At 65.2% G+C, this 16,555-nt stretch carries 20 protein-coding genes; 9 read left to right on the plus strand and 11 right to left on the minus strand.

Features of this window, described 5'->3' with window-relative positions; all coding sequences use genetic code 11:
• Positions 1-56: 56 nt before the first annotated feature.
• The 7 genes from CW305_RS01485 to CW305_RS01515 form a co-directional block, all read right to left on the minus strand.
• The gene (locus CW305_RS01485; RefSeq protein WP_104096922.1) at positions 57-1,049 is read right to left on the minus strand and encodes a ribonuclease Z; all 993 of its coding nucleotides are present in this window, start codon (positions 1,047-1,049) and stop codon (positions 57-59) included.
• Between the two features lie 143 nt (positions 1,050-1,192).
• Positions 1,193-2,356, minus strand: a complete 1,164-nt coding sequence (locus CW305_RS01490; protein WP_104096923.1) for an acetyltransferase domain-containing protein — start codon at positions 2,354-2,356, stop codon at positions 1,193-1,195.
• Positions 2,357-2,498: 142 nt separating this feature from the next.
• Complete coding sequence (locus tag CW305_RS01495; RefSeq protein WP_041013269.1) at positions 2,499-2,918, minus strand: VOC family protein; 420 nt, start codon at positions 2,916-2,918, stop codon at positions 2,499-2,501.
• Positions 2,919-2,934: 16 nt separating this feature from the next.
• Positions 2,935-3,354 (minus strand): YciI family protein, encoded by a 420-nt coding sequence (locus tag CW305_RS01500; RefSeq protein WP_044313759.1) that lies wholly within the window; start codon positions 3,352-3,354, stop codon positions 2,935-2,937.
• Between the two features lie 120 nt (positions 3,355-3,474).
• Entirely contained in the window at positions 3,475-4,224 is a 750-nt protein-coding gene (locus CW305_RS01505) for a CPBP family intramembrane glutamic endopeptidase (protein WP_044313760.1), read from the minus strand.
• A gap of 1 nt (position 4,225) precedes the next feature.
• Positions 4,226-4,780, minus strand: coding sequence for a COG3904 family protein (locus tag CW305_RS01510; RefSeq protein WP_014821166.1), 555 nt, complete (start codon positions 4,778-4,780; stop codon positions 4,226-4,228).
• A gap of 98 nt (positions 4,781-4,878) precedes the next feature.
• Positions 4,879-6,129, minus strand: coding sequence for a M20/M25/M40 family metallo-hydrolase (locus CW305_RS01515; protein WP_104096924.1), 1,251 nt, complete (start codon positions 6,127-6,129; stop codon positions 4,879-4,881).
• A 137-nt stretch (positions 6,130-6,266) separates the two neighbouring features.
• Here CW305_RS01515 and CW305_RS01520 point away from each other — a divergent pair, with 137 nt between their 5' ends.
• The 4 genes from CW305_RS01520 to CW305_RS01535 all read left to right on the plus strand — a co-directional run bounded on the left by CW305_RS01520 (position 6,267) and on the right by CW305_RS01535 (position 9,194).
• Positions 6,267-6,710, plus strand: coding sequence for an HIT family protein (locus CW305_RS01520; RefSeq protein ID WP_104096925.1), 444 nt, complete (start codon positions 6,267-6,269; stop codon positions 6,708-6,710).
• Positions 6,711-6,818: 108 nt separating this feature from the next.
• Positions 6,819-7,799, plus strand: a complete 981-nt coding sequence (locus tag CW305_RS01525; protein ID WP_181063841.1) for an ABC transporter substrate-binding protein — start codon at positions 6,819-6,821, stop codon at positions 7,797-7,799.
• A complete protein-coding gene (locus CW305_RS01530) occupies positions 7,796-8,557 on the plus strand; it encodes an ABC transporter permease (protein WP_041013276.1) in 762 nt (253 codons plus the stop codon). The genes CW305_RS01525 and CW305_RS01530 overlap by 4 nt, the downstream gene beginning before the upstream one ends.
• A complete protein-coding gene (locus tag CW305_RS01535) occupies positions 8,550-9,194 on the plus strand; it encodes an ABC transporter ATP-binding protein (protein ID WP_104096926.1) in 645 nt (214 codons plus the stop codon). The genes CW305_RS01530 and CW305_RS01535 overlap by 8 nt, the downstream gene beginning before the upstream one ends.
• 7 nt (positions 9,195-9,201) lie before the next feature.
• Here the strand turns inward: CW305_RS01535 and CW305_RS01540 are convergent, their stop codons facing one another.
• Both CW305_RS01540 and CW305_RS01545 read right to left on the minus strand, forming a co-directional pair.
• Positions 9,202-10,467, minus strand: coding sequence for a DUF445 domain-containing protein (locus CW305_RS01540; protein ID WP_104096927.1), 1,266 nt, complete (start codon positions 10,465-10,467; stop codon positions 9,202-9,204).
• 298 nt (positions 10,468-10,765) lie between these two features.
• Positions 10,766-11,167: a hypothetical protein gene (locus tag CW305_RS01545; protein WP_014821159.1), complete on the minus strand. Its 402-nt coding sequence runs from the start codon at positions 11,165-11,167 to the stop codon at positions 10,766-10,768.
• A 227-nt stretch (positions 11,168-11,394) separates the two neighbouring features.
• On the opposite strand from CW305_RS01545, the gene CW305_RS01550 reads away from it, so the two are divergent.
• From CW305_RS01550 to CW305_RS01560, 3 genes are all read left to right on the plus strand, one after another.
• Positions 11,395-11,583 carry a hypothetical protein gene (locus CW305_RS01550; protein ID WP_014821158.1) on the plus strand — a complete coding sequence of 63 codons (189 nt, stop codon included), beginning with the start codon at positions 11,395-11,397 and terminating at the stop codon, positions 11,581-11,583.
• A gap of 40 nt (positions 11,584-11,623) precedes the next feature.
• Positions 11,624-11,833, plus strand: a complete 210-nt coding sequence (locus tag CW305_RS01555; RefSeq protein ID WP_014821157.1) for a hypothetical protein — start codon at positions 11,624-11,626, stop codon at positions 11,831-11,833.
• Positions 11,834-12,074: 241 nt separating this feature from the next.
• Positions 12,075-12,662: a LysE family translocator gene (locus tag CW305_RS01560; RefSeq protein WP_046620720.1), complete on the plus strand. Its 588-nt coding sequence runs from the start codon at positions 12,075-12,077 to the stop codon at positions 12,660-12,662.
• Here CW305_RS01560 and CW305_RS01565 read toward each other — a convergent pair.
• Positions 12,648-13,499, minus strand: coding sequence for an AraC family transcriptional regulator (locus CW305_RS01565; RefSeq protein WP_104096928.1), 852 nt, complete (start codon positions 13,497-13,499; stop codon positions 12,648-12,650). The genes CW305_RS01560 and CW305_RS01565 overlap by 15 nt on opposite strands.
• Positions 13,500-13,611: 112 nt before the next feature.
• On the opposite strand from CW305_RS01565, the gene CW305_RS01570 reads away from it, so the two are divergent.
• Positions 13,612-14,037: a hypothetical protein gene (locus CW305_RS01570; protein WP_003283889.1), complete on the plus strand. Its 426-nt coding sequence runs from the start codon at positions 13,612-13,614 to the stop codon at positions 14,035-14,037.
• A 9-nt stretch (positions 14,038-14,046) separates the two neighbouring features.
• Here the strand turns inward: CW305_RS01570 and CW305_RS01575 are convergent, their stop codons facing one another.
• Complete coding sequence (locus tag CW305_RS01575) at positions 14,047-14,397, minus strand: DUF6746 family protein (protein ID WP_104096929.1); 351 nt, start codon at positions 14,395-14,397, stop codon at positions 14,047-14,049.
• 469 nt (positions 14,398-14,866) lie between these two features.
• Between CW305_RS01575 and CW305_RS01580 the strand changes: the two genes are divergently transcribed.
• Positions 14,867-16,486: a methyl-accepting chemotaxis protein gene (locus CW305_RS01580; RefSeq protein WP_104096930.1), complete on the plus strand. Its 1,620-nt coding sequence runs from the start codon at positions 14,867-14,869 to the stop codon at positions 16,484-16,486.
• Positions 16,487-16,555 lie beyond the last annotated feature (69 nt).

Raw genomic sequence — 16,555 nt, forward strand, 5'->3', positions numbered from 1 at the left:
GGTGCAGCAGCCAGTGTAGTCAGCCAGGTTGGCGACGCAGCGATTGCTGACGATCTTTACGGCGTTGAGCGCGGCGAGCGCGGGCCGGGTGGCTCGACGGGGGTCAGCTGGCCATCCTTGGCCAGGTGCAGGCGCAGGAAGTCTTCGGCAAGCAGTAGCTGGCCCGAGTAGAGCTCGCTGGCCTCGGCGCGCAGGTGCTCGATGGAGTGGCCGCGATTGGCATTCTTCTGATAGCGCGCGCTGAAGTGGGTCAGCACAAGATTCGGTAGGCCGACCGTTTGCGCAAAGCGCGCCACCGACGCCGCCGTGCTGTGGCCAAAGTCATTGCGCGCGTCGTTGGCCACCGCTTCGGTGTAGGTCGCCTCGTGCACCAGCAACTGGGCGCCGCGGCAGGCCTCGGCAAGCAGTTCGGGACGATCATTGTCGCCGCCGATGACGATGCGTTGCGGCGCACGGCTGAAGCTCAGGTAGTCGTCGCTGCGCAGTATCCGGCCTTCGTGCTCGACATCGAAGCCGCGTGCCAGCTGGCCCCAGAGTGGGCCGCGGGGCACGCCGTCGCGTTCGAGGCGGTCGATGTCCAGCCGCGGATCAGGCCGGGCCTCGGTGAAGCTGTAGCCGTAGCAGGGCACACGGTGGGACAGGGCGGTGGCCTCGATGCGCATGTTCAGGTTGCGCCACTCGCCCAGCGATTCGACCGCGTGAAAGTCGAGGTCGTAGCCCAGCCAGCTCTGGCTCATCTCCAGCGTGGCGCGCACCCAGGTTTCGATGCCCTGCGGCGCGATGATCGTCAGCGCGGCCTTGCGCCCCATCATCCCGGCGCTGGCGAGCAGACCGGGCAGGCCGTAGCAGTGGTCGCCATGTACATGGGTGATGCAGATGGCGCGCAGGTCGTGCAGAGACAGCGGCGTGCGCAACAGCCGGTGCTGGGTGCCTTCGCCGCAGTCAATCAGGTACCAGCTCTTGCCGGTGTCCTCCAGCAAGGCCAGGGCGGTGACATTGCGCGCGCGGGTGGGAGTGCCGGATGAAGTGCCGAGAAATAACAGATCCACGCCGCCGTTCCTTCCTGCCGTTCAACTGATCCGCGAAAGGTTGAGCCTTTGCCGGCGCCGCTGCAATTGCATTTTTGCGACGCCGCGGCCCTGACCAGCTGGCTGGCCGAGCGCCGCGGACCTCGCACTGTCGCAGGGCCGCTTCAGAGGTACTTCAGCCAGGCAATGTCCCTGCGCCGTGCCTTGAGTTCGGCGAACCAGCGCACCGCCGGGAACAGCAGCACCGCTAGCGCCAGGGTGCACAGCCACAGCTGCCACACGGCATCGAAGCCGAAGTGATTGCCGCGGTTCAGACCCCAGATCGCCACGGCGGCGATGTAGAGCAGCTTCAGCACGTACAGGTGCAGCAGGTAGAAGAACATCGGTGCCGCACCGAACACGCTGAGCGGTCGCAGCCAGGTGCGGCCCTGCTTGCGTTCCAAGTAACGCAGCAGCAGCAGGCCGCAACCCAGTGTCAGGCACAGGAACAGCAGCGACGGCGGGTATTTGGTGACGTTGAGCAGGCTCATCAGCGTGCGCAGGCCGTCCTCGCCGACGACCCAGGGCTGTTCGCCGTAGCTGTTGATCAGCCGCAGCAAAACGAAGGTCAGCAGGGCACCTTGAGCCCAGCCGCCCAGGTTGCGCTGGCGTCGCTCGGGGTCGGCGTTCCTGGCGAACCAGGGCCCGACAGCGTAGCCAAGGGCGATCACGCCGATCCACGGCAGCAGCGGATAGGAAGAGCGCAGCCGCAGGTTTTCCGACACCTCGATCCAGCCGCGGTCGTGCAGGATGGCCCAGGGGACGTGCAACGCTGAGTCTGCGGAGAACTGCAGCGGGTCGAGCAGGTTGTGGCTGCCAATGATCGCTAGTCCCAGCACGATCAGCGCAGGGCGCGGCAGCCAAAGCAGCGCCGAGAGCGCCAGCATGCTCAGGCCGATCGCCCAGATCACTTGCAGATAGATAACCTGCGGCGGGAACTGGAACGTCCAGGCGAAGTTGACCAGGGTGAATTCGAGCGCCACCAGGAACAGCCCTCGTTTGAGCAGAAAGCTCGACACTGCACGGCGGTCCTGGTGCTTTTCGCCATAAAGAAAGGCCGACAGGCCGGTCAGGAAGATGAATACCGGTGCGCAGAGATGCGCCAGGGTGCGGCTGAAGAACAACGCCGGCTCGGTGACCGCCACGTCCATCGGGTCGGGCACCTGCATATGCAGCAGGAAGGTTTCGCGGACATGGTCCAGCAGCATGAACAGGATCACCAGGCCGCGCAGCGCGTCGATGGATTGCAGACGCGCCGCGGCTGGCGGAGTGAAATCGGGGGAGGGCATGAGCGGCTCACAGCAGGATGATCGCAATGCAGGCGCAGACTCGCTGCGCCCGCCGAAAGGTGCGATACGTTATAACAAAAGTTGCTGCCTCTCCAGATGCGAATCAACCACGATAGTCGCCGGCGTAAAAGGGCTGAATGCTTCAGCCCTGCTCGCAGTTAACCATCCACGACACGCCGAAGCGGTCGGTGAGCATGCCGAAACGCTCGGCCCAGAAGGTTTTCTCCAGCGGCATGATCACCGTGCCGCCCTCGGCCAGTGCGGCGAACAGCTTTTCGCTTTCGTCCACGCTGGTCGGATGCAGGGAAACCGAGCAACCCTTGATGCCTTCGTACGGCCCGCCGCCACAGGTGTCGGGCAAGGAGTCGGAGGCCATCAGCACACCATCGCCGAGGTTCAGGCAGGCGTGCATGATCCGCTCGCGGTACTCGGCGGGAAACTGCTCGGCATCCGGCGCCTGGGCAAAGGTCATCATTTCCAGCGTGCCGCCCAGCACATCCTTGTAGAAGGTGAACGCTTCGCGGGTGGTGCCGTCGAGGGTGAGGTAGGTGGTGATCTTCATTGCTTGCTCCTTGCGGTCATTGATTGAGTTGCGCGCGCAGGCGGTCTTCCTGCTCGCGCAGTTCGGGGGTGAACTCGGCGCCGAAATCTTCCGCTTCGAATATCTGGCGAATCTCGATTTCCGAATCGCCGATGGCCGACTGCGGGCAACGCTTGACCCAGTCGACGGCCTCCTGCAACGAGGCGGTCTGGAACAGCCAGTAGCCAGCGATCAGCTCGCGGGTTTCGGCGAACGGGCCGTCGGTGACGCTGCACTGGCCGCCGTTGAAACGGAGGCGCGCGCCCTTGTGGCTGGGGTGCAGGCCCTCGCCGCCGAGCAGCACGCCGGCATTGGCCAGGTCTTCGTTGTAGCGGCCCATCGCCGTGAGAACGTCCTCGCTGGGCATCTCGCCGGCTTCGGTTTGTGGGGTGGCCTTGATCATCACCATGAAACGCATCGGTGGACTCCTTCAGTGGAATGGAAAGAGCCTAGACGGGCATACGGCAATTTCCGCCGGCTCCGATCATTGGTCGAACGGGCGCGGTAGGAATCGACAGGTCTTTGAGAAATTCTTTGCTCAGGGCAGCGGATAGGTCAGCAGAAGCAGATGCAGGCTGTTGACCGCACCGTGCAGAAGCACCGCGACCCACAGGCGATCACCGGAGTAATGGAAGGCCAGGCCGTAGCCGAGACCTGCCAGCGTGGCGAGCCCGGCGAAACCGAAGCCGGCCGGAAGGTGCGCGGCGCCGAACAGGGCAGTCGCCAGGCCGATGCCGGCGACCACACCGAAGCGTCCGACCAGTTCACGCTGCAGCAGGCCGCGAAAGATCAGCTCTTCGACCAGGCAGGTGATGCCCAGGTTGATCAGCAGCCAGGGCAGGAACAGCGCCGGCCCTTTCGGTTGCCAGCCCAGCACGCCAGAGGCCAGCGCCAGCAGTGGGACGAGAATCAGGCAGGCGCCTGACGCAAGCAGGGTGAGTCTGATCGAGCGCCAATCCGTTCGTGGCTGGCCCAGCCACCAGGCCAGCAGCAGTGCCGCGACCATCGCCTTGTCCGGGCTGATGCGCAATTGCCAGGGCGAGGCACCGCCCAGATCCTGCGGTGGGCCGAGCGGCAGCGGGCTGAAGCCGGGCAGCAGATGTGCGGCGAGCAACAGGGCGCCGAGCAGCGTACCGAACAGCCACGGCGAGTTGGGGATGTGCGGCTGAGCGACAAGCCAGCCAGCGAATAGCAGAACGGCCAGCGCGCCAACCGGCTCAATCATGCCGAGGGCCAGGCCGAGTGATAGCGCGACGACCGGAATGCAGTAGTGCAGCCTGCGAATCACACTATTGCAGCCGATAACGCGCGAGCTCCTTTGGCGTGAGCACGCGCATGCGCCACGGTTCGATCAGCTGCATGTCGTCCGCCAGCCGCGTATTGACGCCCATGTCCCGCAAGTAGATGCGTGGTGCGCGGTGTGGTCGCTGGCTGATGGACTGCGCCGACTCACCATTGGCGACGTAGGGCCGATGCAGGCCGACATAGCCGCGCACGGTGCGCTGCCGTCCCGCCGCCAGCAGGTAGATGCAACTGCCCTGGCAGACCGCGGTCGCCGGCACCAGGGCGTCGAAGCCCGTCTCGCGCAGCAGATAGCCCATGCGCATGGCTTCCGCTGCGCTGCCGCCGATGTTGTCGAGGATCAGCAGCTTGCGCGCGTGTTTGCCAGGGTGGGCCATGATGCCCTTGAGCAGCGCCTCGTAGTCACCCGGCGCAATCTGTTCGGTAACGCGCGCGACCAGCACCAGGCCCTGATCTTCATGTTCCAGCGGCAGCACCTCGACCTTGGCGTGGGCAGTGCAGGCGAACAGCGCCAGTGCGCAGAGGGTGACGAAGCGAAGCATCGAGCGGGCAGTCCTGAAATGGGAGGTGGCGAAGATACCCGCAGCGCCGGCTTTCGCCTACTGCGACCTTCGCCCCTCGCTCGGGCCTGGATAGCGTGTCAGCGTGCGGCGTCTTCGGCGGACAATGCGCGAATCATCGCCGTCGTCAGATACAGCCGCGGCGCGATGCTCGACAGCTCGATGTACTCATCTTCCGAATGCAGCCCGGCGCCGACCACACCCATGGTTTCCAGCACGGCCGGCTTGTCGCTGTCCGGCACGTAGGCGTAGCCGGCGTCGGTGCCGAAGCGCATGGCGATCCGCTCGATACGCTGGTCGATCTCGCCGTACAGGCGCTGCGCGGTCTCGGCCAGGCGCTCCGATGCGGGATTCTTCGCCAGTGGTGGACGGCCCTTGTCGACGCGCAGCTCGACGCGGGTGTCGTCGATCAGCTTGTTCTCGATGATCTTCTGCGCATCGGCGAGCACGCGTTGGGTCTCGCTGATATCGGAGTAGCGCATGTCTGCTTCGGCGGTCGCCTTGTTCGGGATGATGTTGCGCTTCTCACCGCCGGCGATCATGGTCCAGCTGACCGTGGTGCCCTTGTCCGGATCGCCCAGGTCCTTGAGCTGCACCAGCTGGTGCGCCAGTTCCAGCACGGCGTTGCGACCTTCCTCAGGTGCGGAACCGGCGTGGGAGGATTTGCCCTTCACCTCCAGCATCACCGCATTGATGCCATTGGTGGCGGTGGTCACCGCATCGCGATCCGGCGGCTCGTAGGAGAAGACGTAATCATGCTTGCGGGCCAGTTCGGCGATGATCTTCTTCGAGCCCGCCGAACCCATTTCCTCATCCGGATTGAACAGCACGGTGATCGTGCCGTAGGCGTCGAACTGCTGCGCCTTGAGCAGCTCCAGCGCATGCAGAATCATCGCCACGCCACCCTTGGCATCGGCCACGCCGGGGCCGTAGGCGCGCTTCTCGTCCATGCGGAACGGGCGCTCCGCGGCGGTGCCTTCGGCGAACACTGTGTCGTAATGCACCATCAGCAGGAAGTCCTTGCTGCCGCTGCCTTTGAGGGTGCCGACGATGTTGTCGCCGGCCGATGGCGCGGCCGGGCTGGTGCTGACCTCGGCACCCAGTGCCTGCAAGCGTTCGACCAGCATCTGGCTGACCGTGGTCAGGCCCTCGGCCTGGCCAGTGCCGGTATCCACCGCCACCAGCTGTTTGACGGTGTCGATATAGGCGCTCTGTTCGGCCTTGGCCTGCTCGAGCAACTCGGCAGGTTTGATTTCGGCTGCCATGGCAGACAGTGAAGACAGGCATAGCGCGACTGCAACTGCAATCGGGGCGACGGCGCGTACGTGCATCGGAATAACCTCGGATCGCGGGGGTGATGAGCTTGAGAGCGCGGCCAGGCCCGCAACGTTCCGAAGCATCGCCGCACGGGTCGCAGCCGCGCGGAGAATGCTAATGTCTGCCTTTTCCACTTGCCGGAGAACTCCAGGTGTCCCTGACCACGCCCTACGATCCGCAGAACATCTTCGCCCAGATCATTCGCGGCGATGCGCCTTGTTACAAGCTCTACGAGGATGACGACGTACTGGCCTTCCTCGACCTGTTCCCGCAGTCCTTCGGCCACACGCTGGTGATTCCCAAGCGCTCGGCGGCCTGCAACATCCTCGATGTGGATACCGACGCGCTGGCCAAGGTCATGGCCGTGGTGCAGAAGCTCACCCGTGTGATCGTCGACGAGCTGCAGCCGGATGGCGTGCAGGTCGCGCAGTTCAATGGCGCGCCGGCGGGGCAGACGGTGTTCCACATCCACGTGCATATCGTGCCGCGCTACTCGGGCGAGGGACTCGGCATTCATGCCGCCGGCAAGGCCGATCCGGCCGATCTGGAAAAGCTCCAGGCGCGCTTGCAGCAGCGCATCGCCGAGCAGGGCTGAGCCAGGCTAGGATGTCGTGGCGGGGTCAAGCCCGCTGCGACCATCGCAGCAGCCAACAGGCACCAAAGTACAATTCGTGCCCGGCAGGGGGCTTCGTACCCTGCGGGCATGATGCTTTCATTGCCCTTCCTCACCCCGTTCGTTCTGCGCGCTCGCCGCGCGCTGTTGGCGCTTGTATTGCTGCCCCTGTGGGCACAGGCGCAGGAGCTGCCGGTGCTGACCCTCAGCGTGCTGCAGTTCGGCACGCCGCACTGGGAGCTTGAGCATCTCAAGCGCCAGGGACTGGACCGTGCCAACGGTTTCGAGCTGAAGGTGCGACTGGTGGCCGATGTGCCGGCCTCGCGACTGGCATTGACCAGCGGCAGCGTCGACGGTGCGGTGAGCGATCTGCTCTGGGCGCAGGCGCGCTACCAGGCCGGCACGGCCTACCGCTACGTACCCTTTTCCTCCCAGATCGGTGAGGTGCTGGTGCCCGAAGGCAGCGCCATCCGCACGCTGGCCGACCTGCGCGGCAAGCGCATCGGTGTCGCTGGCGGGCCGGACGGGCTGGGCTGGCAGTTGCTGCAGCATGCCGCGGCCCAGGACGGAATCGATCTGTCCAAACAGGCGACTGTTCAATACGCCGCACCGCCCCTGCTCAGCCAGGCGCTGCGCCGCGGTCAGGTGGATGCGCTGCTGACCTTCTGGCATTTCTCCGCGCGCATGCGTGGCGAAGGTGGTGTGCAGGTGGCGTTCAGTCTCGATGATCTGCTCCGATCATTGGAGCTTGATCCGCACCTGCCGGTGCTCGGCTATCTGTTTCCCGAATCCTGGGCCGTCGAGCATGAGGCGCTGCTGCAGCGCTTCGCCATGGCGTTGGGCCAGACCAAGCACGAGCTCGCCAGCGAGCCGGCGCACTGGCAGGCGCTGCGGTCGCTGATGCGTGCCGACGAGGATGGCGTGTTCGCCGCGCTGCGTGACAGTTTCCTCGCCGGCATTCCGCAGCCGCTGGATGAGCGGCGTATCGCCGACCTGCAACGACTGTTGACCCTCACCGGCGCCGATCCGGCGAAACTGATGCCGGCCGCGTCATTCCAGAGCACGCCATGAACGGCTCGCGCTGGGCCTGCTGGATCGCCCTGCCATGCGCGGTGGCACTCTGGACGCTGATTGCGCTGGTCGTGCAGACGCCGCTGCTGCCGAGTCCGGCCGCCGTGCTCGACACCTTCTGGCGGGCCACGCAGAGCGGTGAACTGCCCGAACATCTGCTGGTTACCCTGCGTCGCGTGCTGTTCGCCTTCGTGCTGGCGATGGCACTGGGCACGCTGCTAGGCGTGTGGATGGGCCGCTCGCGGCTGGCCAATGCCGTGCTCGATCCGCTGCTGGTGCTGTTTCTCAACCTGCCGGCGCTGGTCACCATCATCCTGCTCTACGTCTGGTTCGGTCTGGTCGAAGCTGCGGCGGTACTGGCGGTGGTGATCAACAAGGTGCCGAACGTGGCCGTCACCGTGCGCGAGGGCGCACGCAGTATCGATCCCAAGCTGGAACAGATGGCGCTGGTCTACCGTTTCACGCGCTGGCAGCGGATCAGGCATGTCTGGCTGCCGCAGCTGTTTCCCTACCTGATGGCCGCCACTCGCGGCGGGCTAGCGCTGATCTGGAAGATCGTGCTGGTGGTCGAGCTGCTCGGTCGCTCGGATGGCATCGGCTTTCAGCTGCATATGGCCTTTCAGGTGTTCGACGTGGCGAGCATCCTCGCCTACAGCCTGGCCTTCATCGCCGTGGTCCAGCTGATCGAACTGGCGCTGTTGCAGCCGTTGGAGCGTCGCGCATCGTCCTGGCGCGAAGCGGGTGTGCGCCATGCTTGAGCTGCGCCTGGATGGCCGTCACCCCGTGCTGGGCGTGATCGATGCGCAGGTGCGCGAAGGCGATCGCATCTGTCTGCTCGGGCCATCCGGTGTCGGCAAGACGACGCTGCTCAACGGCATCGCCGGGCTCGATCCGCAGCTGCGGCCGATGATCGAGCAGCGCGCCGGGTTGCGCGTCGGCTACCTGTTTCAGGAGCATCGCCTGCTGCCCTGGCGCACGGTGCGACAGAACCTGGCGCTGGTCGGCGCGAGCGCGGCGGACATCGATCGGCTGCTGGCCGAGGTCGGGCTGAGTGGCGCGGCCGATAGCCTGCCGGATCAGCTCTCGCTGGGCATGGCGCGCAGGGCGGCCCTGGCGCGCTGCCTGGCGATCAAGCCGGATCTGTTGCTACTCGACGAACCCTTCGCCTCGCTGGATGCCGAGCGCGCCGCCGAACTGCGCGCCCTGATCGCCCGCCTGCTGGATCAGAACCCGGGCATGGCGATGATCTGCGTGACCCACGATCCGCGCGATGCCGACGATCTGGCCAATCGCCTGTGGTACCTGAGCGGCGTCCCGGCGACATTGCGCTGCGATGAGCCGCCCGGCAGCCCCGTCGATCTCAGCGAACTGAGCGAGCGCCAGCGCCGCGCCTGAGCGGCATTCAGCCGGCCAGCAGCTGCGTCAGCGCATGCAGCGCCAGACCGACCAGCCCGCCGACCAGGGTGCCGTTGATGCGAATGTACTGCAGGTCCTTGCCGACGCTCTGTTCCAACTGCTCGACCAGCTCACGGCTTTCCCAGTTTTCCACTCGCTGCGCGATATAGGCGCCGATCTGCCCGCGGTAGCGCTCCAGCAGGCCGGGTGCGGCGGCCAGCAGTTGCTCGTTGATCCAGTTGCGCATGGAATCGTCGGCGGCGAGGCCGTCGCCGAGGCCGCGACAGAGGCTGACGATGCGTCGGCCGATGCGTGAGTCGTCGCTGGCCAGGTCGCTCTCCAGCCAGGCCGTGAGTTCCTGCCAGAGATTGCCGAAATAGGCGCTGGTGGCGGGGTGCTCCAAGAGCTGCGCGAGAATGCGCTCGACCTCCAGGGCGTATTGCGGGTCCTGCTCCAGGCGCTCGATGTATTCACTGACGTGTTCGTCGAAGCGCTGGCGGATCAGGTGCTCCGGGTCGGCGGCGATCTCGGCGATCAGCGCTGACAGGCCGTCGACGAACTTGTTCGCCGACCAGCCGCTCACCGGCCGGCTCAGGCCGAGATAGCGCAGGGTGCGGATTTCCCGGCTGATGGCGTCGGCGACCAGCGCGCGGGTTTCTTCGTCCTGCATGATCGAATCGAGGCGGATCAGCAGCTCGTCGAGCATCGCCTGATGCCGGCCCTGGCCGGTCAGCACGCGCAAGGCCTGGGCCAGAGGGGCGGAGAGGTCGAACTTGCGCAGCCGAGTGGTCACCTTGGCTTCGACGAAGGCACGCACGCGTTCGTCATGCAGCGCGGCGATGCCGAAATGCGCGATGCCGGTGAGCCGGCGGCCGACCGCTTCGGCGTTGCTCGAATGACGCAACCAGCCGGCCAGGCGCGAGGCGATGTCGAGTTCCTGCAGCTTGGCCAGCACCAGCGGCGTGGCGAGGAAATGCGTGGTGATGAAGCTGGACAGGTTCTGCCCGATGCGCGCCTTGCTGCGCGGGATGATCGCCGTGTGCGGGATCGGCAGGCCCAGCGGGTGGCGGAACAATGCGGTGACGGCGAACCAGTCGGCGATCGCGCCGATCATGGCGGCTTCGGCGAACGAGGCGACGTAGCCCCAGGCCGGGTGGCTGGCTTCGAAGCGTGTCGCGACGATGTAGAGTAGGGCGGCCAGTAGCAACAGAAGGCTGGCGACCAGCTTCATGCGCGAAACCGGTGACTGCCAGGCGCTGATCATGGAACGCATGCAGGTCCTCGTCGTGTGGGCGAATGGAGTCTCTAGGGGGTAGACAGCGAAGCAGGGCGATGAGGTCGGCGCTTGAATGAAACGCATGATGATGCGGATCGTCAGGCGGTTGGGCTAGCTGGGCTGAAACTTGCCTGCAGGATGGATTCGTACGGCAGCCTGGACCAGGCCGGTGCTGCTGCTTGAGACGGCACGGCTGCGCCGAGGTCCACCCGACGGACTCTGCTGAATCGCCGGGTGGATGTCGCTTCGCGCATCCACCGGAACACGCCCGGTGGATGTAATCGCCGGAGGTGGATCAGACCTCGTCGTCCTCTTCCTCGCGGATCAGCACGTACTGGCCTTCGGCATCGTTCAGGCAGTCCCAGACGTAGAACATCGATACCTGGCCCGGGCTTTCCGTGACGGCGGCGTAGTCGCCGGGCACGGCAGTGAAGTAGACGCCGGAGTCGGGCGCTGCCTGGCAGGCGATGCGGGCGACGACGAAGGCTTCCGGCGCGGTGCCGTCGAAGTAGTCGTCACGGTCCTTGGCATCCCATTCGGCTGGCGCTTCAAAGGGGCCGCTGATGACGATGCGCGCGTCACCAAGATCCTGCTCTTCCGCTTCCTCGTCGTATTCGTCGGGGCGGTACAGGGTGCATTCCAGGGCTTCCGGGTTTTCGAGAATGGCCGCGCGGGATTGTGGGGTGAGTGTCTGCATGGAATCTCCGACTGCGGTTGGGTGTGAGTGGGCAGTGTGGTGGAGCCGCCCGGGCAGTGCAATCGGTTGCATGGTCGCGCCCGCCGATAGTGGCACGGGATCGGTCGGGCAATCCTGCGGCGGCGCCACGGCAACCTTCGGACCGCCGGTGTCGTGCGGTTCGAACGTCGCGTGGTTTGTCGCCTCCAATCGATATCAGCCATCCACCCGCGACAGCCGAGGCAACCATGAAGGCAGATGACCAGCAGGCAGGCGATGAGCCTGATGTGACCATGACCGATGGAGGCGAAAAGAACGCCGGCGAAGACCCGGACTACGACGACCAGCCTTCGCCGCTGGACGATCCTGACGAGCCTGAGACGCTGCCGGACGATCCGGACATCCAGGGAGAAGACGGTTCCGGCGAGCCGAGCTGACCCATCCGCCCACGACAATCGCCGCCCCAGAGGAGTCACCATGAACATTTATCAGGTCAGGCCCACCGAAATGGGCTGGGAGCTGGAAGACCAGCAAACCCAGAAAACCGTGCTGCGAACCCTCACCAAGGACGAGATGTACAGCGCGCTGGATGCCTACATGGACGGCCGCGCCGCGTCGGTCGAGGTATTCGGTCGCGATGGCGAGCTGGAGGAGGCGCGTCCCTATCCGGGGAGCCATCACCTGTAGACATAGCCGCCTGTTTGGTAAGTTCAGTCGGGCAATTTCGGCGCCCATGGCCCCGATACGGTGTTGCCGCTCCTTGCCATAGCCCGCTATGACTCGCCGCAGCGCCTTGTCTCGGAGCCCTGTTCATCCGAACTTGCCTCAACCAACTCACTACACAGACCACTAGGGCAATTTCCTTCAATACCATGCCCTGTCGGGCCCATAGCCTGCCCACCATCTTCCACTGGTAAGCAGAGTACTCATGGACCCCTATCTCTCGATGGCCGCGTTCGCCCTGGCCTCGTCGATCACTCCTGGCCCGGTCAACCTGGTCGCGCTCAACTGTGGCGCGCGTTTCGGCTTTCGCGCCAGTGCTCGGCACATCACCGGCGCAACTGTCGGTTTCACCCTGTTGCTGTTGCTGATCGGCCTCGGGCTTTACGAGCTGCTCGAGCGGGCGCCGATTCTAATGCGTGGCATCCAGTGGGGCGGGGTCGCCTTCCTGCTCTATATGGCCTGGAGGCTTGCAGTCGATGATGGCCGTCTGGAACCCGCTGCGGCCGGCAATGGCCCGTCGCTGCTCGACGGCGCGCTGATGCAATGGCTCAATCCAAAGGCCTGGCTGGCGTCAGTGGCGGGCATGGGGCTGTTCGCGGCAAATGGCGATGTGCTGCGGGTCTGGCTGTTCGCCGGCCTGTATTTCGTCATCTGTTATGGCTCGATTGCCTGCTGGGCCGGAGCTGGCGCCTTTCTCAGCCGCTATCTGCAGGAGCCGGGGCGGGTGCGCTGGCTCAATCGAACGATGGCACTGTTGCTGGCAGGCAGTGCGTTCTATCTAGTGGCGGGCTGAGCCCGGCGCGATGCGATCCCGGTACTGCCCGGGCGTCGCCGCCAGCTGACGTTTGAAGGTGCGCTGGAAGTGCGCCTGGTCCGCAAAACCGGCGGCCAGCGCCACCTCGGCGAGGTCATGACCCTGGCGCAGCCAGTGCTGGCTGCGCTGGATGCGACGGTTGAGCAGATAGACATGCGGGGTCATGCCGTAGTGCTGCCTGAAGGTGCGGATCAGATAGGACGGCGACAGCGCGGCTGCCTGGCAGATGTCTTCCAGACGCAGCGCCTGGGTACAGTGTTCGGCAATGTAGTCGGCCGCCCGTCGCAGCTGTTCGACAGGCTCTGCGCCCGGGCTGGCGGCTGCCGGGGCAAGGGTCTGCTGCAGCAGCGTGAAGTACTCGACCGCCGCGCTCTGCCGCTGCAGCGTGTCCGCCTGCGGGTCGAGCAGGGTGGCGTACAGCCTGGTCAGCCCGGTGAACAACGCCGGGTCGAGGCTCTGGATCGGCGTGTAGGGAATGAAGCGGCCGTCGGCGCTGACGCCCAGTTCATGCTGCAGCACGCCCAGCCAGCCTGTGTCGACGTAGAACATCAGGTACGACCAGGGTTGGCCGTCGATGGGGTTGCAGGCATGCACCGTTTGCGGATTGATGATCACCACGGCGCCGCGGGCGATCCGCTGGCGTGCCGTGCCGTTGAAGTAGGTGCTGGCGCCGGCGGTGATTGCGCCGATGGAAAAGGTCTCGTGACAGTGCGGCGCATAACAGACCCTGCGCCCATCGGCGACCGCCCGCGCCTCGAGGAAGGGCAGGGCGGCGTCGCGCCAGAAGCGTGGCTGGCTGTCGTCCGGATTGTTCACGTTGTGCCTGCCGTCATCGATACGAAACTGTAGTCAGACTCTAGCAATCATTCGGCGCTCTGGCATGCTCGACGACCAGGTTCGCCATTTCAGTCCCGGCCAAGGAGTTTCCATGCGTCTGACCCTCGCTTTCACTGCACTGCTGTCGCTGGCTGGCTGTTCATCCTGGCAGCCCGATGCCGAGGACATCGAACCGGTGCCGGCCGAGCGGGTGCTGGCCTACCAAGAGCCCCTGGAGAACGCCGGTGAGGTGGTGGTGACGCGGGATTTCGGCTTGCGTGGCGGCGGCTGCTACATCGCCGTGCTGATCGATCGTGAGCTGGCGGCGCGCATCCACGTCGGCGAGGTGGTGCGTTTTCAGGTGCCGGCCGGTGCGCGGATCGTCAGCATCGGCACCGATCCGCTGGACGACACGCTGTGTGGCAAGCTCAGCCTGCGCCGCGAGAAACTGGCGCAGGTGCAGGCGGGGCAGACGCTGGAATATCGCGTCATCAGCGACAACCGCATTGGCTTCGATATCGTGCCGGTCGAGCCCTGATGCGGCGGATTACTTGATCACCGTCCGCGCAGTCTTCAGATAGTCCGCGCCGTAGCTGTTGACTTCGTCGGCGCTCTCGGCTTCCGAGGCGATGTGGATTTCCTCCAGGGTGTCGTTCAGCCCGTCCATTTCCTCGACGATTTTCTCCAGCGCCGCTTTCAGCGTGTAGGTCAGTTCGTGGATCTGCGCCATGTTCTCCGGTGTCTGCTCCTGCGCCAGGGCCTGGTCGAGGCGGGTGTTGTATTCGGAGAATTGCTTCACCGCCTCGGCCAAGTTGCTAGGTGGCGGTGCCTCGGCGAAGGCATGGCTGGCGACGATGGTGGTCAGCGCCAGAGCGGCGGTCCGGATAAGCGTCTTCACGACAGGTCCCTTGCTGAATTTGGTCGGGCGCGAAGGTATCACCTGCGGGTGCTGACGCTGTGTAGTAGCGCACAGTCTGCGCTGCGCCATTAGTCGCATGTCTTATCGCATGACCGTCGGGGCAGTGAAGTTCAACGGCGGTGCAGGCGAGGCTACTGCCGCGGCGGTGAACCGACTTTGCTGCGCAATGTGTTGCCCGGCCGCTCTGGCATGCAGCTTGCGATGATTTTTCATTAAAGGGCGACCACGCTTGGCCGATATGATCTCGCGTGCTGGCATTTCGCCTGTGCTCGGCAGGCGTCTGTAGACCCAACAACAAGATCACGCTCCCGCTTCCTCTTCCGCGATTCGCGTCCTGCAACAGGACCACGCGGCACGTCCCTCGCCCGACGCGCCGGTTCGACCGTTATGCCTCACTTTTGCCAATTTGCCGCTCCTCACGAACGGCACGCCATATGGAAAAGAACGAATGATGCAGCAACTGACAATCCGTGCCCGCCTGCTGATTCTGGTCGGGGCCATGCTTGCGGCCTGCCTGGTGATCGGGCTGACCGGGCTCAATGCCCAGCAGCGCAGCGTCGCCGGGCTGAACACCGTGTACCTGGATCGCGTCGTGCCGCTGCGTGACCTCAAGCTGATCGTCGACCTGTACGCGGTGAAGATCGTCGATACCACCCACAAGACTCGCAGCGGCATGCTCAGCTATGGCCAGGCGCGTGACGAGGTGCGCAACGCCCGCGCCGAGATCAACCGTCTCTGGAGTGCGTACCTGAACACCCGACTGGTTGACGCCGAGCGACTGATCGCGACGCGCATCGAAACCCTGATGAAGGCCGCGGACGAACCACTCGATGCGCTCGAGCGTACGCTGGACCGGCACAGCGAAAAGCGGCTGGCGGCGTTCGTCATCAACGATCTGTATCCGCTGATCGATCCCATATCCGAAGGCTTTACCCAGCTGATCGAGCTGCAACTGGGCGAGGCCAAGGCCGAGTACGAACAGGCGCAGGCGCTCTATCAGCGTAATCGCCTGTTGAACATCGGCCTGTTGCTGGCGCTGCTGGTTGGCGGCGGTCTGTTCGCCACGGTGATGTTGCGCAGCATCAGCCGGCCGCTGGAGGAGTTGAAGCAGGCCGCGGCATCGGTGGCAGCGGGTGATTTGAGTCGCACCATCGAGTGTCGCGGCAAGGACGAAATCACCGAGGTGCAGCAGTCGATCCGTCAGATGCAGCGCACCCTGCGCGATACGCTGCAGGACATCCAGGGCTCGGCGACCCAGCTGGCGTCGGCTGCCGAGGAGCTGCACGCGGTCACCCAGCACACCGCCCAGGGCATCCATCAGCAGAACGAGGAAGTGCAGATGGCCGCCACCGCGGTCACCGAGATGTCCGCCGCGGTGGACGAAGTGGCCGGCAACGCCAACCGCACCTCCGATGCTTCGCGCGATGCCGAGACGGTCGCCGACGACGGCCGCCGCCAGGTGACTGCCACGCGGCAGACCATCGACCAGCTGAGCGACAAGCTGCAGCAGACCGCGGCCACCGTGACCCACCTGGCCCAAGAGGCTGCGAGCATCGGGCAGGTGGTGGATGTGATTCGCGCGATCGCCGACCAGACCAATCTGCTCGCGCTCAACGCCGCCATCGAGGCCGCGCGGGCCGGCGAAGCTGGACGTGGATTCGCGGTGGTCGCGGACGAGGTGCGTAACCTCGCGCAGCGCACGCAGAGCTCGACCCAGGAGATTGAACGCATGATCGGCGCGATCCAGAGCGCTACCGAGCAATCGGTGCGAGACATGCAGCAGAGCAGTGAATTCGCTACGCGCAGCCAGACCATGGCCGGCGAAGCGGATCAGGCGCTGGGGCTGATCGCCGAGCGCGTCGGGCAGATCAACGAGATGAACCTGGTGATCGCCAGCGCCGCCGAGGAGCAGGCACAGGTCGCGCGGGAGGTGGATCGCAACCTGGTGGCCATCCGTGACATCTCAGAGCAGAGCGCCACCGGCGCGCAGCAGACCTCGGTGGCCAGCGACGAGCTGGCGCGCCTGGCGACGCAGCTCAACCAGCTGGTCGGGCGCTTCCGTCTGTAAGCGAAGAGATGGGCTGACGCGGTCGGGACATGCATTGTCGCAATCCGACCGCGAACCCGGCTGCACGAA

Origin of the sequence: Stutzerimonas kunmingensis (genome assembly GCF_002929225.1) — a bacterium.
Taxonomy (GTDB): Bacteria; Pseudomonadota; Gammaproteobacteria; order Pseudomonadales; family Pseudomonadaceae; genus Stutzerimonas.